Genomic DNA, 23,864 nt, shown 5'->3' on the forward strand with positions numbered 1-23,864 from the left:
CGCTATTGCGGCGGTTATCAGACAGGGCGTAGGACTGAACGCGGAACAGCGGATGACGCGGGGACGGGACGCCCGGCGCAGCTGCCACGGCCATGCGGCGGGCTGCCACCGCGGCGCGGGTCCGCGCTGAGGGGATGGGCAGGCAGATGCGGACATCCAGCAGGCGCACGCGACGTACACGCCGGACGGTGATCGCCGCCGTGGCGGCGGCCCTGGCGCTGACGGCCGCCGGGTGCGGCGGTGGCGACGACGACAAGGGCACCCCCGACGGCGGCGGGAGCAGTTCCGGCGCGAGCGGGAGCGTCCCGCTGCCGGACCTCAAGGGCCAGAAGCTCGAGGTCGCGGCGGTGTGGACCGGGCCGGAGCAGAAGAACTTCCAGAAGGTGCTGGACGAGTTCACCAAGCGCACCGGGGCCGAGGTCGGCTTCGTGCCCACCGGGGACAACGTCTCCACCTTCCTGGGTACGAAGATCGAGGGCGGCCGGCCGCCGGACGTGGCGTTCCTCCCCCAGGTCGGCGTGCTGCGGCAGTTCGCACAGAAGGGCTGGCTCAAGCCGCTCTCCTCCGACGTGCAGGCGCAGCTCGACAAGAACTTCACCACCGGCTGGAAGGACCTCGGCGCGTACGAGGGCAAGCAGTACGGCGTGTACGCCAAGGCCGCCAACAAGTCGCTGGTCTGGTACAACACCGCGGCCTTCGAGAACGCCGGGATCACCGAACCGCCCGGGAGCTGGGACGACTTCCTGCAGACCGCCGAGACCCTCTTCGAGTCGGGCACTCCCCCGGTGTCGGTCGGCGGCGCGGACGGCTGGACCCTCACCGACTGGTTCGAGAACATCTACCTCTCCCAGGCCGGTCCGGAGAAGTACGACCAGCTGGCCGAGCACAAGATCAAGTGGACCGACCCCTCGGTGAAGGACGCGCTCACCACCCTCGCCCAGCTCTTCGGCAAGAAGGACCTGATCGCCGGCGGCCAGAACGGCGCGCTCAAGACCGACTTCCCGACGTCCGTGACGCAGACCTTCACGGGCAACCCGCCGAAGGCCGCCATGGTCTACGAGGGCGACTTCGTCGGCGCGTTCATCGGCGACAACACCAAGGCGAAGGTGGGCGAGGACGCCAAGGTCTTCCCCTTCCCCGCGGTGGGCTCCGGCAAGGCGCCGGTGGTCAGCGGCGGTGACGTCGGCGTGGCCCTGAAGGACGGCGAGGGCGCGCAGGCGCTGCTGACCTTCCTCGCCTCCACCGACGCGGCGAAGGTGTGGGCCTCCTCGGGCGGCTTCGTCTCGCCGAACAAGTCGCTGGACCTGTCGGCCTATCCGGACGAGGTCTCCCGCTCCATCGCACAGGGCCTGGTCGCGGCGGGCGACGACTTCCGCTTCGACATGTCCGACCAGGCACCGGCGGCCTTCGGCGGCACCGCGGGCAAGGGCGAGTGGAAGGACCTGCAGGACTTCCTGCGGAACCCCTCCGACGTCGCCGGCGCGCAGGCCAAGCTGGAAGCGAACGCCGCCAAGGCGTACGCGGGATAGGCGGCCGCGATGGCGACGGCGGCCACGGCGAAGGGGCCGGCCGCTCCCGGCGGCGCGCCTTCCGCCCGGGGCAGGAGCGTCATGGGTACCCCGCGCTGGGTGGCGGGACTGTTCCTGCTGCCCGCGCTGGTGCTGCTGGGCGCGCTGGTGGTGTACCCGATCGGGTACACCACCTGGCGCAGCCTCTTCGACAAGGCGGGCTCGGGCTTCGTGGGCCTGCACAACTACGCCTCGGTCTTCAGCGACGACGGCACGCTGACGGCGCTGCGGAACACCGCGGTCTGGGTGGTCGTGGCGCCGGTGCTGGCCACGGCCCTCGGGCTGGTCTTCGCGGTGCTGACCGAACGGGTGAGCTGGGGCACCGCCTTCAAACTGGTCGTCTTCATGCCGATGGCGATCTCGATGCTGGCGGCCGGGATCATCTTCCGTCTGGTGTACGAGCAGGACCCGGCGCGCGGCGCGGCCAACGCCGTCGTGGTCGGGGTGCACGACACCTTCGCCGAGTCCTCGGCGTACCCGGGGGCCCGGCCGCGCCCGAACGGCTCGCTGGCCGCCTCCGGCGGCGGCTCCTTCACCACCCGGGACGCCGCCGGGGCGGGGACGGCGGTGGGGCTGCCGCTGATCGGCGTCCCCGCGGCGAAGCTGCCCGCGGGCACCGCCGACGCCGGTCAGGCCCCCGCGGGGCCCGGGGTGACCGGCACCGTGTGGCTGGACTTCAAGCCGGGCGGGGGCGGCAGGCCCGGGGTGATCGACCCCGGTGAGAAGGCCCTGGAGGGCGTGAAGGTCGAGGCCGTACGGGACGGACGGGTGGTGGCCTCCGCGACCTCCGGCAAGGACGGCACCTATGCGCTGCCCGCCTCGGCCGAGGGGGCCCGGCTGCGGCTGCCCGCCTCGAACTTCGCGGAGCCGTACAACGGTGTCGACTGGCTCGGCCCCACCCTGGTGACGCCCGCGATCATCGGGTCGTACCTGTGGATGTGGGCGGGCTTCGCGATGGTGCTCATCGCGGCGGGTCTGGCCGGGGTGCCGCGGGAGCTGATGGAGGCGGCGCGCATCGACGGCGCCAACGAGTGGCAGGTCTTCCGCAGGATCACCGTGCCACTGCTGGCCCCCGTACTGGTCGTGGTCGTCGTCACGCTGATGATCAACGTGATGAAGATCTTCGACCTGGTCTACATCGTCGCGCCCGACACCTCGAAGGACGAGGCCAACGTGCTGGCCCTGCAGCTGTACCTGTCCTCCTTCGGGGCCGGCAACGACCAGGGCGTCGGCAGCGCGATCGGTGTGGTCCTGCTGCTGCTGGTCGTCCCGGTCATGGTCTTCAACATCCGCCGACTGCGCAGGGAGGCCCGGCGATGACGACCGTCGCAGGCACAGCGGAACCCGCGGGCACGGCCGGGGCGCGGACCGGCACGGCCGCCGCCCGGGAGTCCTTCGCCGCACGGGTCGCGGCCCGTACCGGCGGCGGGGTGCTGAGGGTCTTCCTCGTCCTGGTGGCCCTGTTCTGGCTGATGCCGACCGTGGGGCTGCTGATCTCCTCCTTCCGGGGGCCGGTGGACATCGCCGACTCCGGCTGGTGGAAGGTCTTCACCGCGCCCTCGCAGCTGACCGTCACCAACTACCGGGAGCTGCTGGGCAACGACGCCGTCACCTCCTCGCTGGTCAACACCGCGCTGATCACGGTGCCGGCCACCGTGCTGGTCGTGGTGATCGGGGCGCTGGCGGGCTACGCCTTCGCCTGGATGGAGTTCCCGGGCCGGGACTGGCTGTTCCTCGTGGTGGTGGGGCTGCTCGTGGTGCCGGTGCAGATCGCGCTCATCCCGGTGGCCAAGCTGTTCGGGGAGATCGGGATCTTCGGCGACATCATCGGCGTGGTGCTCTTCCACGTGGGCTTCGGCCTGCCGTTCGCCGTCTTCCTGCTGCGCAACTTCTTCGCGGAGATCCCGCGGGAGCTGCTGGAGGCGGCCCGGCTGGACGGCGCGGGCGAGCTGCGGCTGTTCGCCCGCGTGATCATGCCCCTGGGCGGCCCGGCGATCGCCTCGCTGGGCATCTTCCAGTTCCTGTGGGTGTGGAACGACATGCTGGTGGCGCTGATCTTCTCCAACACCGGCTCGCAGCCGATCACCGTCGCCCTGCAGCAGCAGGTCCGGCAGTTCGGCAACAACATCGACGTCCTGGCGCCGGGGGCCTTCGTGTCGATGGTGGTCCCGCTCGTCGTCTTCTTCGCCTTCCAGCGCCAGTTCGTCTCCGGCGTCATGGCGGGCGCCGTCAAGTAGCCCCGCGCAGGTCAGAGGGGGCAACACTCCGTCGCCGGACGGGTCGCCGTGCGCGGCGCATGCCCGGGATATAACGGGCATACGCCGCGTAAGCCGACATTACGGATGTGCTGCCTTGCCCCGGTTCAGCGTCATCGTGCCCGTCCACAAGGTGCAGGCCTACCTGCACGAGTGCCTGGAGTCCGTGCTCGGCCAGAGCTTCTCGGACTTCGAGGTGATCGCCGTCGACGACCGCTCCCCCGACGCGAGCGGTGCCATCCTCGACGCCTTCGCGGCCCGCGACCGCCGGGTGACCGTCCTGCACCTGAAGGAGAACGTGGGCCTCGGCCCGGCCCGCAACGCCGGAACGGCCCGCGCCACCGGGGACTACCTGCTCTTCCTCGACAGCGACGACACCCTCGCCCCCGGCTCCCTGCAGGCCCTCGCCGACCGCCTGAAGGAGACCGCGGAGCCGGACGTCCTGGTCTACGACTACGCCCGCACCTACTGGGACGGACGCGTCGTGCGCAACCAGCGCGCCGCGCTGCTCGCCCAGGACGGCCGCCCCGCCGGGCCCCTCGACGACCGCCCCGACCTGCTGCGGCTGCTGCCCGTCGCCTGGAACAAGGCGTACCGGCGGGAGTTCGTGCAGCGTCGTGACGTCGCCTTCCCGCCCGGCTGGTACGAGGACGTCCCCTGGACCTACCCCCTGCTGCTGGCCGCCCGCAGCATCGCGGTCCTCGACCGGGTCTGCGTGCACTACCGGCAGCGCCGCAGGGGCAGCATCCTGCGCACCACCAGCAGCCGGCACTTCGACGTCTTCGACCAGTACGACCGGGTCTTCGCCTTCCTCGACCGCAACCCCGCGCTCGACGGCTGGCGGCCCGCCCTCTTCGGCCGAATGACCGACCACCTCCTGGCGGTCTACAACACCCCGGGCCGGCTGCCCCGCTCGGCCCGGGGCGTCTACTTCCAGCGCTGCAGCGTCCACTTCCGCCGCTACCGCCCGCAGGAGCCGGGCAGCCGCGCGCACGGTGTCCCCGGCGGCGTCCGGCGGCTGCTGGTGCGGCTCGGGGCGCGGCAGGTCTTCGACGCCGTGCGCACCGCCAACGCGCTGCGCAGGAGGCTGCGGCGGCTGGCGAAGGACACCTCCCGGGCGGCCCGGGAGGCGGGCCTGCGGCTGCACTACCGGATCCAGCGGCACCGCTCCCTCGACCCGGACCTCGCGGTCTTCGCGGCCCGCCGGTACGGCGGCTACGGCGGCGACCCCGCCGCCCTGGAAGCCGCCGTCCGCGACCTGGCCCCGCACGTCCGCACCGCGTGGATCACGACCCCGGCGTACGCGCACACCCTGCCGCGCGGCGTACGCCGGCTCCAGCCCGGCTCGCCCGCCTACTGGACGGCGCTGGCGCGCGCCACCTACCTGGTCAACGACGTCAACTTCCCGCACGCCTACCGCAAGCGGCGCGGCCAGGTGAACCTCCACACCCACCAGGGCACCCCGCTCGGCCGCACGGGCCTGGACGTCCAGGGGCACCCGGCCGCCTCGGCGGGCCGGGACTTCGCCCGGATGCTCGCCCACACCGACCGCTGGGACTTCTGCCTGTCCGCCAACCCGCACTCGACGGTGGTCTGGGAACGGGCCTACCCGGCCGGTTACACCACCTTGGAGCACGGCCGGCCCGGCAACGACGTCCTGCTGCGCGCCGACGCCGACGACGTGCGGCGCATCCGCGCCGGCCTCGGCGTCCCGGCCGGGTCCACCGCGCTCCTGTACGCGCCCGCGCACCGCGACTACCGGCGCGGCTTCCACCCGCCCGTCGACCTGGTCCGGCTGGTCCGCGAACTCGGCCCCGGCCACGTCGTCCTGTACCGCGCGCCGGACGGCGACGCCGGCACGGCCACCCTGCCCGAGGAACTGCCCGACACCGTGCTGGACGTCTCCGGCCACCCCTCGGTCCAGGAACTGTGCCTGGCCGCGGACGCCCTGGTCACCGACTACTCGTCGCTGATGTTCGACTACGCGGGCCTGGACCGCCCGATCGTCGTCCACGCCGAGGACTGGACGGCCTACCGGGCCGCCCGCGGCACCTACTTCGACATCACCGCCGAGGCGCCCGGGCCGGTCGCCCGCAGCGAGGACGAGCTGCTGTCCATCCTCACCACCGGCACCTGGTGCGGCCCCCGTTCGGCCCAGCTGCGCGCCGCGTTCCGGGCCCGTTTCTGCCCGTACGACGACGGCCACGCCGCCGAGCGGGTCGTGCGCCGCGTCTTCCTCGGCGAGGACGGCGGACAGCCCTGCGCCCTCCCCCCGGAGCGCCGCACCCCGGCCCCGCCGGCTCGCCCTTAGTGCCGCCCGCGCCCCGACCGCCGCGGGCTCACCCCGGCGGCGGCGCCGGGGTGCGCTCGTCCGGCTTGAGGACGGGCAGCAGCTCGCGTTCGCCCAGCAGCACGCGGCGCACGACCCGTTCGGCTGCGCGGCCGTCGTCCCAGGGGCAGAAACGGGCCCGGAAGGCCGCCCGCAGCTCGGCGGCCTCCGGCGAGGACCAGGCGCCCGAGCGGAAGGCGGTGGCGATGCCGGCCTCGTCGCGGGCGACGACGCCCGGGGTGTCGCCGGGGCGCCCCGAGACCAGGTCGAAGTAGACCCCGCGGGCGGCCCGGTAGACCTCCCAGTCGGCGGCGTGCACCACGATCGGGCGGTCCAGGCCCGCGTAGTCGAACATCAGCGACGAGTAGTCGGTGACCAGGGCGTCGGAGGCCAGGCACAGCTCCTCCAGCGGGGTGTGCGCGGACACGTCCAGCGCCCCCTCCGGCAGCGCCGCCGGCCCGGCCCCCGGGTGGAAGTAGTGCGCGCGGACCAGCACCAGGTACTCCCGGCCCAGCGCCCGGCACAACCGGGCGAGGTCGAGCTGCGGGACGAACTCCCGCTGGTAGTCGCGGTGCGTGGGGGCGTACAGGATGGCCCTGACGCCGTCCGGGACGCCCAGCCGGGCCCGGATCCGGCGCACGTCGTCGGCGCCGGCCGTGAAGTAGGCGTCGTTGCGGGGGTATCCGGTGGGCAGCGTCAGGTAGCCGCCGGGGTAGACCCGCTCCCACACCTCGCTGGAGTGGGGGTTGGCGGACAGGGAGTAGTCCCACTGGTCGGCGTGGTCCAGCAGCCGGTGGAAGCTCATGCCCTTGGCCACCGCCGGGTGGGCGCGCAGGTCCATGCCCATGTGCTTGAGCGGGGTGCCGTGATGGGTCTGCAGGTAGACCTGGCCGGGGCGCTTGACGACCTCCCCGGTGAAGTTGGCGTTGTTCACCAGGAAGCGGGCGCGGGCCAGCAGCTCCCAGTAGCGGCGGGAGTTCACCTCCACCCGGTCGACGCCCTCGGGGACGGCGTCCCGGGCGCCGCGCCGGACCACCCACACCCCGTGCAGGTGCGGGGCGATCTCCCGGGCCTTGCGGTGGATCGCGGCGGGGCTGCACAGCACCCCCCGGTTCCAGTACGCCGCGTACACCACCAGGTCGTCGTCGAGCGGGCGGCGGCGCTCCAGGGCGTACCAGCGGCGGTACACCTCGCGGGCCGCCGCGTTGCGGCGGACCCGCAGCCGCCGGGCCGCGTCGGCGCGCAGCTCCGCCGCGCGGTGCGCGGCGAAGCTGCCGGGCAGCCCGGCGCGGCGGAAGAAGGCGGCGCGGTCCTGCGGGCGCAGCCGCCCGGGGTCGTCCAGGACGGCCGTCAGCCGCCGGTCCCGCTCGGCGCGCAGCACCGGCAGGTCGTGCCGGGCCAGCAGGGCGTCGTACCGGTCGGCCAGCGCCAGGTGCTGCGGGCCCGGCATGCTGGAGAAGCTGCCGTGGCGGCGCCTGCGCCAGGTGACGCAGACCCGGTCCAGGCAGGCGATGCGCGGGGCGGCGAGCAGCGTCTCGTACACCACCGGCACGTCCTCGTACGGCCCGGTGCCGAACCCGAAGCCGGCCCAGTAGTCGCGCCGCACCACCCGGTTCCAGGCGGCGGGGAAGACCGTCAGGCACTCGGGGCGCTCGGTGGCCCGGAAGACGGCGTGCCCGGCGAGGGCGGCGGCCTGCAGGAAGGGGCCGTCCCCGCTCTCCGCGCGGTGCTCCCACACGTCGAGCCGGTCGTGGTCGAAGAGCAGCACCTCCGGGTCGCCGGTGGCCTGCAGCCGTGCGTCCAGGGCGGCCAGGGCGCCGGGCGCGAGGAGGTCGTCCGCGTCGAGGAAGAGCAGGTAGTCGCCGCTGGCCCGGGCCGCGCCGGCGTTCCGGGCCGGGCCCGCGCCGCCGTTGCGCGGCCGCCGCAGCGGGAGCACCCTCGGGTCGGCGGCGGCGACCTCCTCGACGACGGCGGCCGACCCGTCGGGCGAGCAGTCGTCGACGGCGATCAGCTCCAGGTCCGCGTACCGCTGCCCGAGCACCGACTCCAGGCACGCACGGACGTAGCCCTGGGCCTTCCACACCGGGACGATCACGCTGAACCGAGGCATAGCGCCGAGCGTAAGCAGCGGCGGCCCCCGGCGCCCGGTGGATCACCCGAAAGGCGCAGGCGAGGTGACCGAGGAGGCGGTCGCGAGTTGAACCCCTCGCCCCCTGTCGCCCTCGTCCGGAAAGGGCCACGTCACCATGGTGTCGCGCACGCCCCGCCTCACGGTCGTCGTTCCGGTCCACAACGTCGAGAGCTGGCTGGAGGAGTGCCTGCGCTCGGTGGCCGCGCAGACCTTCGACGCGCTCGACGTCGTCATGGTCGACGACGGCTCCACCGACTCCGGTCCGGAGATCGCCCAGGGCTTCGCCGGCCGCGACCCGCGCTTCCGCCTCGTCCGGCAGGACAACGGCGGACTCGGCCACGCCCGCAACACCGGCACCCGGCACGCCGACCCGCGCACCGAGTACCTGTGCTTCCTCGACAGCGACGACATCCTGCCGCCGCGCGCCTACGAGACGCTGGTGGGCCTGCTGGACGGTTCGGGCTCGGACCTCGCGACCGGCAACGTGTGGCGGCTGACCGCCGACGGCCGCAGCCAGGCCTGGCAGCACCGGGAGATGACCCGCACCGTCACCGGCACCCACATCACCCGCGACCTGAGCCTGCTCTCGGACCGGGTCGCCTGGAACAAGGTCTTCCGCCGCACCTTCTGGGAGCGGCACCGGCTCGCCTTCCCCGAGGGCGTGCTCTACGAGGACACCCCGCTCACCATCCCCGCGCACTTCCTCGCCGACGCCGTCGACGTGGCCCACGAGCACGTCTACTACTGGCGGATCCGCGAGGGCTCCATCACCCGGCGCCGCACCGACGTCAGGGGCGTGCGCGACCGGATCGCCGCCGTCGACCACGTCAGCCGCTTCCTCGGCGACCCGGCCCGCACCCGCTGGACCGCCTTCAAGCGGGACTACGACCGCTCGGTCCTCACCGACGACCTGCTGTACTTCATCGACGCCCTGCCGATGGCCGGCCCCGAGTACCGGCGCGTCTTCATGGACCGCTGCCGTGACTGGCTGACCCGGGTCGACCCTGCCCTCTTCCCGGAACTGCCCGCCGCGCTGCGCATCAAGTGGCACCTCATCCTCAAGGACCGCCTCGACGACCTGCTGGCGGTGCTCGACCACGAGCAGCGCAACTCCGCCGGCTTCGCCGTCGCCGGCCCGCCGCTGCGCAAGCGGGCGGTGCTGCGCGACGCGGACGGCGGCCGGATCGCCCTGCCGGCCGCGGCGGCCCGGCTGCGGCGCTCGGACTTCCCGGTCCGGGCGCGGGTTCGCGAGGTGGTGCGGGAGAACGGCCGGCTCGTCCTGCGCGGCTACGCCTACCTGCGCAACATCGACGCGGACCGCAAGGGCGCGGCCCACATCACCGCCGTCGCCGTCCACGGCCACGGCCGCCGGGCCAAGGTGGTGCTGCTTCCGGTCAGGATCCGGCAGGAGCCCGCCGCGACCCTCAACTCGCGCCAGGAGGAACACTGCTACGACTGGTCGGGCTTCGAGATCACCATCGACCCGGCGCGGCTGACCACCGGCCGCCGACAGGGCGAACCCCGGGCCGGCCGCTGGCGGCTCGGGGTGGTGGTCGCGGCGAAGGGGGTCATCCGCAGGGCGGGACTGCGGGCCGTGGACTCGGGCTCGGGGGCGTCCCCGCCCTCGTACGCGGCCGGCGGCGGCATGCGGCTCGTGCCGTACTACCGGCAGGGGCGGCTGCACCTGTCGGTCGAGCCGGAGGTGCGGCGGCTGACCGGGCACCGGGCGTCCGCCGACGGCACCGCGGTGGAGCTGGACTTCACCGGCGCACCGCAGGCGACGGCGGTACGGCTGACGCACTCCGCGACACCCACCGTGCTGGAGTACCCGCTGCGGCCCCTGGCCTCCGGGGAGGCGGACGACGGCGTCCGCCGGGCCCGCGTGCCCCTCGCCGCCCTGGCGGCCGCCCGGCCCGCGCTGGACGCCGGGCCCAAGGAGATCCGCCCCGAGGACACCGACAGCTGGGACGTGGCGCTGCTGCGCCCCGGGCACGCCGACCCCGTCCACCTCGACGGCGCGCTGCCCGCCGGGCACTACGACCTGGGCACCGACCCCCGCCTCGGCGGCACAGCGCGGCGGCTGCTGGTCGAGGCGAAGGCGTCGGGGAAGCTGGTGCTGCGCGACCGCACCCCGCAGCCGGTGGCCGACGCGATCGGCTGGACCGCCGAGGGCGCCCTGGTCGTGGCGGGCCGCCTCGCCCCCGGCTCCGCGCCCGGCCCGGCCGAACTGGTGCTGCGCCACGGCACCCACCGCGTGGAGCACGCCGTCCCGGTCCAGGCCGACGGCGTCCCGGGGCGGCGGCCCGGATTCCCTCCGCCGTCCAGCGCCATCCCGGCGCTGCCGCAGGCGCCGGAGAACGCCGCGGGGCCCGGCCCGCACGAAGGGCGCCGCTTCACCGCCACCCTGCGCCCCGGCGCGCTGGACTCCCTCGCCGGCACCGTCCCGCTGCCCGCCGGGCGCTGGTACCTGCACCTGCGCGACGGGGCCGGCACGGAAGCCCCGGTGCGGGTCGCGCCCGGGGTGTTCGAGGCGCTGCCGATGGCGGCGGAGGCCGGCGGCAAGTCCTTCTCCGTCGACCGGCGCTTCCACGACCGGCTGTTCCTCGACTCCCGGCCCACGGTGCCGGAGCCGCAGCGCGGCCCGTACCGGCAGCGGGTGCTGCGCGAGAGGCACCACCCGCGCACCCGCGGCCTGCCGCGCCGCGAGGCGGTGCTCTACAGCGCCTTCGACGGGCGGGCGTACGGGGACTCCCCGCGCGCCGTCCACGAGGAGCTGCTGCGCCGCCGCACGGCGGACGGCCTGGAACACCTGTGGGTGGTCAGGGACGGCCAGGCACCGCCGCCGGCGACCGCCCGCCCGGTCGTCCTGCACAGCGCCGCCTGGTACGAGGCGCTCGCCCGCGCCCGTTACGTCGTCACCAACACGCACCTGCCGCCGTGGTTCGTGCGCCGCCCCGACCAGACCGTGCTGCAGACCTGGCACGGCACCCCCCTCAAGCGGACCGGCCGGGACCTCGCCGGCACCCTGTGCGCCGACCTGGTGCACCTGCCCCGCCCGCCACGCGACCCGGGCGCCCAGTGGAGCCTGCTGCTGTCGCCGAACGCCGCCGGCACCCCGCTGCTGCGCGGCGCGCTCGGCTACGACGGCCCGGTCGCCGAGACCGGGCTGCCCCGCACGGACGTCCTCTTCGCCGACGACCGCGACAAGGTCGCCGCCGCGCTGCGCGACCGGCTGCGGATCCCCGCGGACCGCACCGTCGTGCTGTACGCGCCGACGCGCCGCGACGACCAGGCGTACGACGGCGAGCACTACCGCATGTCGCCCCACCTGGACCTGACGGAGGCCGAACGCGCCCTGGGCGCCGACCACGTGCTGCTCTACCGCTCCCACCCGCTGGTCGCCGACCGCGTCCGCACCCCGCGCCCCGGGTTCGTGCGCGACGTGTCCTGCCACCCGGACGTCGCGGAACTGCTGCTGCTCGCCGACGTCCTGGTCACCGACTACGCGTCACCGGCGGCCGACTTCGCCAACACCGGCCGCCCGATGCTCTTCCTCGTCCCCGACCTGGAGCACTTCCGCGACACCCTGCGCGGCTTCTACCCCGACTTCGAGGCGCAGGCCCCCGGCCCGCTGCTGCAGTCCACCGCCGAACTGGCGGGCGCGCTGCGCGACCTCGACGCCGTGGCACGGCACAGCGCCGACGCGTACGCCCACTTCCGCGCGACGTTCTGCCACCTCGACGACGGCGGCGCGGCGGCCCGCGCCGTCGACCGGCTGCTCGAACCCGACCGTCACCGACCCTGAGGGAACCCAGGATCCACATGCCCCGCTTCTCCGTCATCGTCCCGGTCCACAAGGTGCAGGGCTACCTGCGCGCCTGCCTCGATTCGGTGCTGTCGCAGTCACTGCCCGACCTCGAGGTCATCGCGGTCGACGACCGCTCGCCGGACCACTGCGGCCGCATCCTCGGCGAGTACGCGGCCCGCGACTCCCGGGTCGTCGCGCTGCACCACGACGAGAACCGGGGCGTGGGACGGGCCCGCAACACCGGCGCGGAGCGGGCCACCGGCGACTACCTGCTCTTCCTCGACGGGGACGACACCCTCGCCCCCGGCTCCCTGGAGGCGGTCGCCGAGCGGCTGAAGCAGGACGGCGACCCGGACATCCTCTACTTCGACCACGTGCGCACCTACTGGTGGGAGGCGGCCGAGAAGAGCGTCTTCGGGGACCTGCTCGCCTCCGCCGGCACCGAGGTCTTCCGGATCACCGAACGCCCCGAGTTCCTGCGGCTGTTCGCGATGACCTCCAACCGGGTCTACCGCCGCGCCTTCTACCGGGAACACGGCTTCTCCTTCAGCGACGGCATCTACGAGGACGCCCTCGTCTCCTACGTGACGATGCTCAGCGCCGAGCGGATCTCCTGCCTGGCCCGGGTCGTCCTGGAGTACCGGCAGCGGCGCAGCGGCGCCAGCACCCGCAGCCCGGGCCGCAACCACTTCGTCATCCTCGACCAGTACACCCGGCTCTTCGACTTCCTCGACGAGCCCGGCCACGAGCACCTCGCGCCGCTGCGGCCGATGCTCTTCGAACGGGCCGTCAGCCACTTCCTGTTCTGCCTCGGCAACCCCGACCGCATCCCACCCCGGCTGCGCGGCGCGTTCTTCCGGCTCGCGGCCCGCTGGTACGCCCGCCACCTCCCGGAGGGCTTCACCGCCCCCGCGGACAAGGCCCTCGGCTACCGGCGGCTGGCCCGCGGCAGCTGGCTGCTGGCCCGGCTCGGCGACGTGCCGCGCGAGGTCCGCAAGGAGCTGACGCGGCGCAGGCGGCGGGTGCGCCGGCAGCTCGCGCAGCGGGCCAAGACCGCCCTGTACGCCTACCACCTGCGGCGGCCCCTCGACCCCGGCCTCGCGGTGTACTCGGCGTACTGGGACCGCGGGGTGTTCTGCAACCCGGCCGCGATCTACCACAAGGCGCGGGAGATCGCCCCGGGCGTCCACGGGGTGTGGCTGGTCCGCAAGTCCGACGTGCCCCGGGTGCCCAAGGGCGTGGACTACGTCGTACCGCGCACCCGGCGCTACTGGCGGCTGATGGCCCGGGCCACGTACCTGATCAGCAACGTCAACTTCCCCAACGACGTGCGCAAGCGGCCCGGCAGCGTCCACCTGCAGACCCACCACGGCACCCCGCTGAAGAAGATGGGCATCGACCAGCAGCGCTACCCGGCCTCCGCCAAGGGCATGAGCTTCCGCCGGCTGCTGGAGCGGGTCGACCGCTGGGACTTCAGCCTGTCCTCCAACCCGCACTCCAGCGAGGTGTGGGAACGCGTCTACCCCTCCTCCTGGCAGCACCTGGAGACCGGCTACCCGCGCAACGACGTCTTCCTGACCGCGGGCGCCGCCGAGGTCGCCCGCGCCCGCGCCGCCCTGGGCATCGCCCCCGGCCGCACCGCGCTCCTGTACGCGCCCACCACCCGCGACTACCAGCGCAACTTCGTGCCGCGGCTGGACGTGGAGCGGGTGTGCCGCGCGCTCGGCGAGGACTTCGTCCTGCTGACCCGCATCCACTACTTCCACGGCGAGGACGCCCGGCTGAAGGCGCTGCACGAGGAGGGGCTGCTGGTCGACGTGTCCCGGCACCCCTCGGTCGAGCAGCTGTGCCTGGCCGCCGACGCCCTCGTCACCGACTACTCGTCGATCATGTTCGACTACGCGCTCCTCGACCGCCCCATCGTCGTCCACGCCGACGACTGGCCGGTCTACCGGGCCAGCCGCGGCGTCTACTTCGACCTGCTCTCCGGCGCCCCGGGCGAGACCCCCGGCGCGGTCTCCACCAGCGACGACGAACTGATCGCGACCTTCCGCGACGGCGCCTGGAACAGCCCCGAGGCGGCCCGGCTGCGGGCCGCGTTCCGCAGCCGCTTCTGCGCCTTCGACGACGGCCGGGCCGCCGAGCGCGTCGTACGGCGGGTCTTCCTCGGCGAGACCGATCCGCTGCCCTTCGTGCCCCTGGAGGAGCGCACCCCCGCGCCCGCGCCCGCGCCCGGAGTCCCGGCCGGCGCCGGCCCGCTGGAGGAGCCGCGCTCCGGTCCGCAGGAGGCCGCCGCACGGCCCTGACCGCGCCCCGTACGGGCCCCGCCGGGATGCAGCGGCGCCCGTCACGATCAAGCATCGAGAGGACGAGGTGACGAGCCGACGAGGGCCGGGAGGGCTGCGGTGACCGGCGTGCTGACCCAGCGGGACTGGCGGATCCAGACGTACGAGCTGCGGGAGGTGCGCCGGCCCTCCCCGTACCTGATCCTCGGCACCCTCTTCTGGGCGGTCGTGGCCTACCGCACCTGGCAGGCGCCGATCGCCTCCGACTTCGGGCAGCACGCCGCCGCGATCGAGCGGATCGCCGCGGACTGGCGGCACCCGGCCAACCCGCTGCTCGACGTGCCGGGCACCGGCAGCCCCTACTTCACCCCGTACACCGTGCTGCTGGGCCTGCTGTCGAAGCTGACCGGCGTACCGGGCTGGCAACTGCTCAAGGGTTGCGGCCCGGTCAACCTGGCGCTGGTCGTCACCGGCATCGGCGCCTTCACCCGCACCCTGAGCCGCCGCCGCTGGGCGCCGGTGCTGGCGCTCGCCGCGTTCGTGCTGCTGTGGGGGCCGGAGCACAAGGAGTGGAGCGGCTTCCTCGGCCTGCAGTCGATGATCCGCGGGCTCACCTACCCCAGTGCCTTCGCCGTGGGCGTGACGTTCTGGGTGTGGGCGCTCACCGCGCGGGCCGCCCGCCGCGGCGTCGCGGGGACCTGGCTGCACGCCTGGCTCGGACTGCTCATCGGGACCGTGCTGCTGGTCCACCCCTTCACGGCGATGGGCACCGTCATCGGCGTGGTCGCCATCGTCATCGGCATGCAGCGCATGCCGGTCGCCGCCGGGGTCCTCGGCCGGTGGGCGCTGACCGGCGCGGTCGCCTTCGCGGTCGCCGCCTGGTGGCCGTACTTCAGCCTCTCCTCGCTGCTCGGCGACCCCACCGTCGACGACGTCCACCGGCGGCTGTACGCCGACCTGTGGCAGTGGTACGGCCTGGCCCTGGCCGGGTTGCCGGCCCTGCTGTGCCGGCTGCGGGTCAACCGCTTCGACCCGCTGGTGCTGATGTTCGCCGCGGACTGCGCCGTCGCCGCGTACGGCTGGCTCAGCGGCTCCTACTCCTTCGGGCGGATCTTCGGGCTGCTGCTGGTGCCGCTGCAGCTCGCGCTGGCGATCGAACTCGCCGAGGCCCCGCCGTGGACCCCGCTGCGCTCCGTGCTGGCGCCGCTGGCGGCGGTGGCGGCCTGCGCGGGACTGCTGGCGCAGGCGGGCGCCGTCGTCCCGGCCCGCTACGTGCCGCCCGCGCTGCACCTGCAGCGGCTGGGCACCTGGCCCGGCTACCTGTGGGCGCAGGAACACGTCGCCGTCGGGGACGTCCTGCTGACCGACGGGTACGACCCCAAGCACGTCATGCCCGCCTACGGCGCGTTCCTCGTCTCACCCACCTGGCCCGACCCGTCGACCACGGCGGCCGACCGCGCACGCCGCGAGCAGGACGTACGCGCCTACCTGTCCCCCGCGACGCCCGCGGAGCAGCGCCTGGACATCGCCCGTCGCTACCACGTGAAGTGGGTGATGACCGGCTCCGGCGACCCGGCACCGCCGGGCGGCGTCGAGGTCGCCCGGGGCCCGCGCACCGGCGAGCGGCTGTACCGGGTCGGCTGATCCCTTCCACGCGGCAGGGGCCGGGGAGCACCGCTCCCCGGCCCCTGCCGTCGTCCTGCCGCGGTCGTACGCGTCAGCGGCGGGCCCGCAGCAGCGAGCGGATCGTGCGCATCGCCACCGACAGGTTCGCCAGGTCGAAGCTCTCCGAGCCCTGGATCTCGTCCAGGGTCGTCCTGGCCCGCCCGATCAGCGCGCTGTTGGACTCCTCCCACGCCTGGTAGCGCTGCTCCGGGGTGGAGGAGCCGTTGCCGACGGACAGCACGTCCTGGGTGAGCGCCGCGTGCGCCGCGAACAGGTCCTCGCGGATCGACGCGCGGGCCATGGAGTGCCAGCGGTCGGCGCGCGGCAGCTCGATGATCCGGTCGAGCAGCTGCGTGATCTGCAGCCGGTCGGCGAGGTCGTAGTAGACCTCGGCGACCGCCAGCGGGTCCTTGCCGGTCCGGTCGGCGACGTCGACGATGTCGAGCGTCGGGAAGGCCGAGGAGAGCCCGGCGACCCGCGTCGCCAGCTCGTCCGGCACGCCCGCGCCCGTCAGTTCGTCGTGGATCGACTGGTACCACTCCAGGTCCGCGCCGCGCAGCAGCTTCGGCAGCACCGCCCACACGGTGGCGACGCCCTCGCGGAAGAAGCCGATCGTCTCGGCGATCGCCAGCGGCTGCGGCCGGTTGTTCAGCAGCCAGCGGGTGCCCCGCTCGACCAGCCGCCGCGAGTGCAGCCGGATCCGGGTCTGGACGTCGGCCGCGACGACCGTGTCCAGCGCCTCCACCTCGTCCCAGACGCCGCCCAGGCCGAAGATGGCGCGGGCCGCGGTGTGCGCCCGCACGATCTCCTCGGTGGTGGCCCCGGTCTCCTCCTTGAAGCGGTGCAGGAAGGTGGTGCCGCCGGTGTTGACGGTGTCGTTGACCAGCACCGTCGTGACGATCTCGCGCCGCAGCGCGTGCTTGTCGATCTGCGCGTGGAACCGCTCGTGCAGCGCCTTCGGGAAGTACGCGTCGAGCAGCTGCCGCAGGTACGGATCGTCGGGCAGGCCCGTGCCGAGCAGTTCCTCCGCCACCGTGATCTTCGTGTAGGCGAGGAGGACGGCCAGCTCCGGCTGGGTCAGCCCGTGGCCGGCGCTCAGCCGCTCGCGGATCTGCCGGTCGGAGGGCAGGAACTCCAGGGCCCGGTCCAGCTTGCCGTCGCGTACCAGCTTGCGCAGGTAGCGCTGGTGGGCGTGGAGCAGGCTGGCGGACTGCGCCATGCCGTTGCCCAGCGCCACGTTCTGCGCGTAGTTGTTGCGCAGCACCAGGTCGCCGACCTCGTCGGTCATCTCGGCCAGCAGCGCGTTGCGCTGCTTGACCGTCATGTCGCCCTCGGTGACGACCGCGTTGACCAGGATCTTGATGTTGACCTCGTGGTCGGAGGCGTCCACGCCGGCGCTGTTGTCGATGGCGTCGGTGTTGACCCGGCCGCCGGTCTGCGCGAACTCGATCCGGCCGAGCTGGGTCAGGCCCAGGTTGCCGCCCTCGCCGACGACCTTCACCCGCAGGTCGCCGCCGTCCACCCGGATCGCGTCGTTGGCCTTGTCGCCGACGTCCAGGTGCGACTCGGTGGCGGCCTTCACGTAGGTGCCGATGCCGCCGTTCCACAGCAGGTCCACCGGGGCCTTGAGGATCGCCTTCATCAGGTCGGCCGGGGTCATCTTCGCCACCGGCTGCTCGATGCCGAGCGCCTTGCGGATCTGCGGGGTGAGCGTGATCGCCTTGGCGCTGCGCGGGAAGATCCCGCCGCCGTGCGAGATCAGCTTGGTGTCGTACTCCGCCCACGAGGAACGCGGCAGCTCGAACATCCGGCGGCGCTCCGCGTACGAGGTCGCCGCGTCCGGGTCGGGGTCGATGAAGATGTGCCGGTGGTCGAAGGCCGCGACCAGCCGGATGTGCTCGCTGAGCAGCATGCCGTTGCCGAAGACGTCACCGGACATGTCGCCGACGCCGACGACGGTGAAGTCCTCGCTCTGCGTGTCGTGGCCCGTCTCGCGGAAGTGCCGCTTGACCGACTCCCAGGCGCCGCGGGCGGTGATGCCCATCTTCTTGTGGTCGTAGCCGACCGAGCCGCCGGAGGCGAAGGCGTCGCCGAGCCAGAAACCGTACGAGGTGGCGACCTCGTTGGCGATGTCGGAGAAGGACGCGGTGCCCTTGTCGGCCGCGACCACCAGATAGGTGTCGTCGCCGTCGTGGCGCACCACGTCGGCGGGCGGCACGACCTTGCCGCCGACCAGGTTGTCGGTGACGTCGAGCAGACCCGAGATGAAGGTCTTGTACGAGGTGATGCCCTCGGCCAGCCACGCCTCGCGGTCGGCGGCCGGGTCCGGCAGCTGCTTGGCGACGAAGCCGCCCTTGGCGCCGACCGGCACGATGACGGTGTTCTTCACCATCTGCGCCTTGACCAGGCCGAGGACCTCGGTGCGGAAGTCCTCGCGCCGGTCGGACCAGCGCAGGCCGCCGCGGGCGACCTTGCCGAAGCGCAGGTGCACGCCCTCCACGCGCGGCGAGTACACCCAGATCTCGTACGCCGGGCGCGGCGCGGGCAGGTCCGGGATCGCCTGCGGGTCGAACTTCATCGACACGTAGGCGTGCGGCTTGCCGCCCCCGGCGCGCTGGAAGTAGTTGGTGCGCAGCGTCGCCTTGATGAGCGTCAGGAAGGATCGCAGGATGCGGTCCTCGTCCAGGCTGGCGACCTGATCCAGGGCGGCGTCCACCTCCTCCAGCAGGGCGTCGGTCAGCTCGCTGCCGGCCCGCTGGTGGTCCGGGGAGAGCCGGGCCTGGAACAGGTTGACCAGCAGCCTGGTGGTGTGGACGTTGTTGCGGAGGGTGTCCTCCATGTAGTCCTGCGAGAAGGCCGTGCCGGCCTGCCGCAGGTACTTGGCGTACGCCCGCAGCACCATCGCCTGGCGCCAGGACAGCCCGGCGCGCAGCACCAGGGAGTTGAAGCCGTCGTTCTCGGCCTGCCCGGTCCAGGTCGCGGTGAAGGCGTCCTGGAAGCGCTCACGGGCGTCGTCGCCGAGGTCGCCCAGCGAGGGGTCGATGCGCAGCCCGAAGTCGTAGATCCAGGCGCGGGTGCCGTCGGCGCGGCGCATCTCGTACGGGCGCTCGTCGATGACCTCGACGCCCAGGCGCTGCAGCACCGGCAGCACCGCGGACAGCGAGACGGGGGCACCGGTGCGGTAGATCTTGAAGCGGCGCTCGTCGGGTGCGGCACCGACCGGCTCGTACAGGCTGAGGCAGAAGTCCTCGCCGTTGAGCCGCTCCAGGTGCTGCAGGTCCGCGACGGCGGCGCGGGGCGTGAAGTCGGCGCGGTAGCCGTCGGGGAAGGCGTGCGCGTAGCGGCGGGTCAGCTCGGCCGCGCGCTCCTCTCCGCACTCGGAGGTCAGCGCCTCGGCGAAGCCGTCCGCCCACGAGCGGGCGGCGTCCGCGAGCCGGTTCTCGATCCGCTCGATGTCGCGTTCCGTCAGTTGCGGCAGCGCGGTGCCGGACGCGACACGGACCACGAAGTGCAGCCGCGAGAGCACCGACTCGGTGTTCCAGGCGGTGAAGTCGGCCGTGACGCCGTTCAGCTCCTCCTTGAGGATGTCGGTCAGCCGCAGCCGCACGCCCGTGGTGTACCGGTCGCGGGGCAGGTAGACCAGCGCCGAGAAGTACCGGCCGTACTCGTCCTGGCGCAGAAACAGCCGCAGCCGGCGGCGCTCCTGGAGGTAGAGCACGCTGGTGACGATCTCGCGCAGCTCGTCGGGACCGGTCTGGAACAGCTCGTCGCGCGGGTACGTCTCCAGGATCTGCAGCAGGTCGCGCCCGTCGTGGCTGTCCGGGGAGAAGCCCGCGCCGTCCAGCACCTCCTGCACCTTGCGGCGGATCACCGGCACGCGGCGCACGGACTCGGTGTAGGCGGCCGAGGAGAACAGGCCGAGGAAACGGCGCTCGCCGACGACGTTGCCGTCGGCGTCGAACTTCTTCACCCCGATGTAGTCGAGGTAGGACGGACGGTGCACGGTGGCACGGCTGTTCGCCTTGGTGAGGATCAGCAGCTTGTGCTCGCGGGCCTTCTTGCGGGCGTCCGCGGGCAGCCGGTTGAAGGACGGCGAGACCGCCTGGCCGCTCTCGGACTCCTCCACGCGGTGCTGCGGGTCGGAGCGCAGGATGCCGAGCCCGGTGCCGGGGACGGCGGTCAGCACGTCCTCCTCGCCCTCCGGGGTGGTCTCCGTGGTCAGCGCGTACTCGCGGTAGCCGAGGAAGGTGAAGTGGTCCTCGGACAGCCAGCGCAGCAGCTCCCAGGCCTCGCCGACCTCCTGCTCGGGGAGCGCGGGCGGGGTCGCGGCCAGCTCGTCGGCGATGCGCAGCGCGGCGTCGCGCATCTTCTGCCAGTCCTCGACGGTCTCGCGGACGTCGGACAGCACCCGGCGCAGGTCCGCGGTGATCTGCTTGAGGTCCTCGCGGTCGGTCTCGCGGTCGGTCTCGACGTGGATCCAGGACTCGGTCAGCACGTCGTGCGGCACTCCGGCGCCGTCGCCGGGCACGGCGTCCAGCACCTCCAGCAGCTTCCCGGTCACGTCCCGGCGCACCAGCATCTGCGGGTGGACGACGACGTGGATCGCGCGGTCCTGCCGGGACAGTTCGTTGGTGACGGAGTCGACCAGGAACGGCATGTCGTCGGTGACCACCTCGACGACCGTGTGGCTGCACGTCCACCCGTTCTCCTCCACCGAGGGGGTGTGCACGCGGACGTTGGCCGTCCCCTGCGGGCGCACCTCGGCGAGGCGGTGGTGGGACACGGCGGCGCCGAAGACGTCCACCGGGTCGCGGTCGAGCAGGTCCTCGGGGGCGCTGTGCAGGTAGTAGCGCTGGAGGAACGCTTCCAGCGCCTCCTTCTCGAGGCCCTGGCCAGGTTGTCCCCCCGCCGGGCTGTTCTCAGCTACCCGGGCCGCCCGTGCGAGCAGCTCGGCCTTTGCTTCGTCCAGCTTGGTCTGCATGTCCTCATGCTCCTGTCGCGCGCCATTGCGTGACGTAGGTGATGGAGATCGGTGGATCAGCGCTGATCACGCTGTAAGGCTATCGCTACGGCCGGGGGGGCTGTCAGGGGCTCTTTGTGTACAAAACCACGAACCAATCTTTGACGAACTGGACAGTCCGGCCGGGCGGGTGCAGGTTGAGGAGGGGAACGTCGCGGGGATGTTCCGGGACGTTCAGACGACCGGTGCGCGGGACGGCACGGCGGCAGTACGCAGCGGACGGACAGCAGGCGGACAGCAGACGGCGAGAGGCGGGACACCCAGCCATGGCCACCAAGATCCTCATCGTGACCGGCGACGCGGCGGAATCGCTGGAAGTCATGTACCCCTATCAACGGCTCCTCGAAGAGGGGTACGAGGTGCACATCGCGGCGCCCAGCCGCAAGAAGCTCAGGTTCGTCGTCCACGACTTCGAGGAGGGCTTCGACACCTACACCGAGAAGCCCGGCTACACCTGGCAGGCCGACCTGTCCTTCGCGGACGTGGAGCCCGGCGAGTACGCGGCCGTGGTCATCCCGGGCGGGCGCGCCCCCGAGTACCTGCGCAACGACCCGGAGCTGCGCAAGGTCCTCAAGGCGTTCTTCGACGCCGACAAGCCCGTCGCGCAGATCTGCCACGGGCCCCTGCTCACGGCCGCCGTGGGCGCCCTCAGCGGGCGCCGCGTCACGGCCTACCCGGCGCTGGAGATGGACATGGAGGCGGCCGGCGCGAGCTTCCAGGACTCCGAGGCCGTCGTCGACGGCGTCGTGGTCTCCGCCCGGGCCTGGCCGGACCACCCGGCGTGGATGCGCGAGTTCCTCACGGTGCTGCGCTCCAAGGCGCCGGTGATTTGACGGCCCGCCGCACCGCCGCCCGGGGCCCGGCGGGGAACCGGACGGCGCGGGGGGATGGCCGGGTTCGGGCGGCCGGGTTCAGGCGACGATCAGGGCCTCGGCCGCCTCCACGGCCTCCTCCAGGGTGTCGACCACCGGCACCCCCGCGGTCTCCAGGCTGGCCCGGCTGTGCGAGCCCCCGGTGTAGAGCACCGCCATGGCCCCGACGTGACGGGCGGCGACGGCGTCGTCGACGGCGTCGCCGATGACCACCATGCGGTCCGCCGCTATGCCCTCCATCGCGGCGACGTGCCGCGCCATCTGCTCGGACTTGCCGCTGTGGCTGCCCTCGGTGCGCCCGTCCACCCGCAGGAAGTGGTTCTCGATGCCGTGCGTGCGCAGGATCGGTATCAGCCGATCGTGGGGCGCCAGGGAGCACAGCGACTGCGTCAGCCCCTCGTAGCGGCGCCGCGCCAGGATCTCCGCCGCCCCCTCGGCGAGGCCGCACGTACCGGCGAGGGTCCAGTAGTGGCGGTGGAAGATGTCGTCCATCACCTCCCACTCCTCGTCGGTGGGCAGGCGGCCCATGAGCCGTTCGTAGAACAGCGGGACCGGCACGCAGTACAGCTCGCGGTAGCGCTGCAGGGTGATCCGCGGCAGCCCGATCTCGGCGAAGGAGGCGTTGGTCGCCTCGATCACCGCGTCGATGTCATGGAGCAGCGTGCCGTTCCAGTCCCACACGAGATGCGCGTTCACACCCGAAACCGTACCCAGACCCCATGTCCTCAAGGCAAGTGCCCAGGTCAAATACAATCGCGGCGTGTTCGCGCGGTCACCTCACGCGATGAGCGAGGGGATCTCCTGGGTGGCGTACCAGAGCAGCTCGTGGTCCTCCGCGCCGTCGACGGTGAAGCGCGCGTCGTCGTCGCCCGCGTCGGCCGCGCCGAGGGCGTCGGCGGCCGCCGTGACGTCCTGCTCGGCCTCGTCGGCGTCGGCGTGCACGGCGGCCGCCCGCGTCATCGGCACCGGTGCGGCCAGGCGCACCGCGCCCAGCGCCGAGGGGTCCAGACCGCGGTCGGGGTCGAAGGCGACGGCGCCGTCGGCGACGTCCACCGCGACCACCACACGCCGCCTCGGGGCGTCCGGCGTGGCGGCGAGCTGGCGCAGGGAGGCCTGGGCGGCGCGGGTCAGCGCGGCGTACTCCAGTTCCTCGATGTCGTCGGAGACGTACCACTCGCGCAGGCTCGGGGTCACGGCGAAGGCGTCCAGCGGGCCGGGGCCCAGCTCACCCGCCTTGTGCGCCTCGGCCAGGCCTGGGAGGGTCGTGGGGATGTAGACGCGCATGGCGTCAGCATACGGGCGCACCACCCCTGATAGGTGAATCCCGCACCGCCTCGCGGACATCGCGGGCCCCGCTTCCCCCCACGGCACCCGTCCCCGTAGAACCCGGTTACCAGCCGGTAGACCACGGGGGTCCACACCATGCCTGTCCTCACGCCCATGCCCACGACCGCGCCCATCGCGTCCATCGCGTCCACACGGCACGTCACCGCCCTGCCGCCGCACGTCTGGTTCGCCGGGCGGCTGCTGGAGGTCCTCACCGGACGGCGGCCCATCACCAGCCTCGCCGGACGGATGCAGCCCGAGGCCTACGACCGGCTCTGGGACCTGGCCGGAGCCCGCGCCGACTGGCGCTACGTCTCCCGCGGCCACCTGCCGCGGCTGCTCAAGCCGCCGCGCGTCTCGCCCGTGCCGGACGGCACGGCCGTCGAGGTCAGCGCCGTCGTCCTGCTCACCCCGCACGTCGTACGGGCCCTCGCCTTCCGGCTGGAGCACACGGACCGCGAGGCCCCTGTCCCCGTTCCGGTCCCCGGCCACGGCCCCGTCCCCGGGCGCGAGGGCGCCGTCCGTACGGGCAGCGGCGCCGGATGGCGCTGCGCCGCCGTCGAGGCGCACTGACCGCGCCCCGCAAGGCGTCCCGGACACGCGCC

At 73.3% G+C, this 23,864-nt stretch carries 13 protein-coding genes; 9 read left to right on the forward strand and 4 right to left on the reverse strand.

From position 1 onward, the window contains the following. Positions 1 to 146: 146 nt before the first annotated feature. From ACZ7MY_RS38215 to ACZ7MY_RS38230, 4 genes are all read left to right on the forward strand, one after another. Positions 147 to 1,529, forward strand: a complete 1,383-nt coding sequence (locus ACZ7MY_RS38215; protein ID WP_499609650.1) for an ABC transporter substrate-binding protein — start codon at positions 147 to 149, stop codon at positions 1,527 to 1,529. Positions 1,530 to 1,610: 81 nt separating this feature from the next. Beyond that, positions 1,611 to 2,888 carry a carbohydrate ABC transporter permease gene (locus ACZ7MY_RS38220; protein WP_499609653.1) on the forward strand — a complete coding sequence of 426 codons (1,278 nt, stop codon included), beginning with the start codon at positions 1,611 to 1,613 and terminating at the stop codon, positions 2,886 to 2,888. Beyond that, a complete protein-coding gene (locus tag ACZ7MY_RS38225; RefSeq protein ID WP_499609655.1) occupies positions 2,885 to 3,805 on the forward strand; it encodes a carbohydrate ABC transporter permease in 921 nt (306 codons plus the stop codon). The genes ACZ7MY_RS38220 and ACZ7MY_RS38225 overlap by 4 nt, the downstream gene beginning before the upstream one ends. A 115-nt stretch (positions 3,806 to 3,920) precedes the next feature. Then, positions 3,921 to 6,134 (forward strand): bifunctional glycosyltransferase/CDP-glycerol:glycerophosphate glycerophosphotransferase, encoded by a 2,214-nt coding sequence (locus ACZ7MY_RS38230; RefSeq protein WP_499609658.1) that lies wholly within the window; start codon positions 3,921 to 3,923, stop codon positions 6,132 to 6,134. Between the two features lie 28 nt (positions 6,135 to 6,162). On the opposite strand, the gene ACZ7MY_RS38235 is transcribed toward ACZ7MY_RS38230, so the two are convergent. After that, positions 6,163 to 8,262 carry a bifunctional glycosyltransferase/CDP-glycerol:glycerophosphate glycerophosphotransferase gene (locus ACZ7MY_RS38235; RefSeq protein WP_499609660.1) on the reverse strand — a complete coding sequence of 700 codons (2,100 nt, stop codon included), beginning with the start codon at positions 8,260 to 8,262 and terminating at the stop codon, positions 6,163 to 6,165. A gap of 136 nt (positions 8,263 to 8,398) precedes the next feature. Here ACZ7MY_RS38235 and ACZ7MY_RS38240 point away from each other — a divergent pair, with 136 nt between their 5' ends. The 3 genes from ACZ7MY_RS38240 to ACZ7MY_RS38250 all read left to right on the forward strand — a co-directional run bounded on the left by ACZ7MY_RS38240 (position 8,399) and on the right by ACZ7MY_RS38250 (position 16,020). After that, the gene (locus ACZ7MY_RS38240) at positions 8,399 to 12,088 is read left to right on the forward strand and encodes a bifunctional glycosyltransferase/CDP-glycerol:glycerophosphate glycerophosphotransferase (protein WP_499609663.1); all 3,690 of its coding nucleotides are present in this window, start codon (positions 8,399 to 8,401) and stop codon (positions 12,086 to 12,088) included. 17 nt (positions 12,089 to 12,105) lie between these two features. Then, positions 12,106 to 14,397 carry a bifunctional glycosyltransferase/CDP-glycerol:glycerophosphate glycerophosphotransferase gene (locus ACZ7MY_RS38245; protein ID WP_499609666.1) on the forward strand — a complete coding sequence of 764 codons (2,292 nt, stop codon included), beginning with the start codon at positions 12,106 to 12,108 and terminating at the stop codon, positions 14,395 to 14,397. Positions 14,398 to 14,496: 99 nt separating this feature from the next. Beyond that, positions 14,497 to 16,020, forward strand: coding sequence for a hypothetical protein (locus tag ACZ7MY_RS38250; protein ID WP_499609668.1), 1,524 nt, complete (start codon positions 14,497 to 14,499; stop codon positions 16,018 to 16,020). A gap of 73 nt (positions 16,021 to 16,093) precedes the next feature. On the opposite strand, the gene ACZ7MY_RS38255 is transcribed toward ACZ7MY_RS38250, so the two are convergent. Then, complete coding sequence (locus tag ACZ7MY_RS38255; RefSeq protein WP_499609671.1) at positions 16,094 to 21,022, reverse strand: NAD-glutamate dehydrogenase; 4,929 nt, start codon at positions 21,020 to 21,022, stop codon at positions 16,094 to 16,096. A gap of 305 nt (positions 21,023 to 21,327) precedes the next feature. Here ACZ7MY_RS38255 and ACZ7MY_RS38260 point away from each other — a divergent pair, with 305 nt between their 5' ends. Further along, positions 21,328 to 21,894, forward strand: a complete 567-nt coding sequence (locus ACZ7MY_RS38260; protein WP_499609673.1) for a DJ-1/PfpI family protein — start codon at positions 21,328 to 21,330, stop codon at positions 21,892 to 21,894. Positions 21,895 to 21,972: 78 nt separating this feature from the next. On the opposite strand, the gene ACZ7MY_RS38265 is transcribed toward ACZ7MY_RS38260, so the two are convergent. Together ACZ7MY_RS38265 and ACZ7MY_RS38270 are read right to left on the reverse strand one after the other, a co-directional pair. Then, the gene (locus ACZ7MY_RS38265; protein ID WP_499609676.1) at positions 21,973 to 22,629 is read right to left on the reverse strand and encodes an HAD family hydrolase; all 657 of its coding nucleotides are present in this window, start codon (positions 22,627 to 22,629) and stop codon (positions 21,973 to 21,975) included. Between the two features lie 81 nt (positions 22,630 to 22,710). Continuing rightward, a complete protein-coding gene (locus ACZ7MY_RS38270) occupies positions 22,711 to 23,217 on the reverse strand; it encodes a DUF6912 family protein (RefSeq protein ID WP_499609679.1) in 507 nt (168 codons plus the stop codon). A 156-nt stretch (positions 23,218 to 23,373) separates the two neighbouring features. Here ACZ7MY_RS38270 and ACZ7MY_RS38275 point away from each other — a divergent pair, with 156 nt between their 5' ends. Beyond that, positions 23,374 to 23,832, forward strand: a complete 459-nt coding sequence (locus tag ACZ7MY_RS38275; RefSeq protein WP_499609682.1) for an Rv3235 family protein — start codon at positions 23,374 to 23,376, stop codon at positions 23,830 to 23,832. The last annotated feature ends 32 nt before the right edge of the window (positions 23,833 to 23,864 follow it).

The organism is Streptomyces sp. NPDC111520 (genome assembly GCF_055635295.1).

Bases quoted from the DNA above. Each gene is read 5' to 3' on its own strand.
- ACZ7MY_RS38215 (WP_499609650.1), top strand. From the start codon at position 147: ATGCGGACATCCAGCAGGCGCACGCGACGTACACGCCGGACGGTGATC.
- ACZ7MY_RS38220 (WP_499609653.1), top strand. From the start codon at position 1,611: ATGGGTACCCCGCGCTGGGTGGCGGGACTGTTCCTGCTGCCCGCGCTG.
- ACZ7MY_RS38225 (WP_499609655.1), top strand. From the start codon at position 2,885: ATGACGACCGTCGCAGGCACAGCGGAACCCGCGGGCACGGCCGGGGCG.
- ACZ7MY_RS38235 (WP_499609660.1), bottom strand. From the start codon at position 8,262: ATGCCTCGGTTCAGCGTGATCGTCCCGGTGTGGAAGGCCCAGGGCTAC.
- ACZ7MY_RS38240 (WP_499609663.1), top strand. From the start codon at position 8,399: ATGGTGTCGCGCACGCCCCGCCTCACGGTCGTCGTTCCGGTCCACAAC.
- ACZ7MY_RS38245 (WP_499609666.1), top strand. From the start codon at position 12,106: ATGCCCCGCTTCTCCGTCATCGTCCCGGTCCACAAGGTGCAGGGCTAC.
- ACZ7MY_RS38255 (WP_499609671.1), bottom strand. From the start codon at position 21,022: ATGCAGACCAAGCTGGACGAAGCAAAGGCCGAGCTGCTCGCACGGGCG.
- ACZ7MY_RS38260 (WP_499609673.1), top strand. From the start codon at position 21,328: ATGGCCACCAAGATCCTCATCGTGACCGGCGACGCGGCGGAATCGCTG.
- ACZ7MY_RS38270 (WP_499609679.1), bottom strand. From the start codon at position 23,217: ATGCGCGTCTACATCCCCACGACCCTCCCAGGCCTGGCCGAGGCGCAC.
- ACZ7MY_RS38275 (WP_499609682.1), top strand. From the start codon at position 23,374: ATGCCCACGACCGCGCCCATCGCGTCCATCGCGTCCACACGGCACGTC.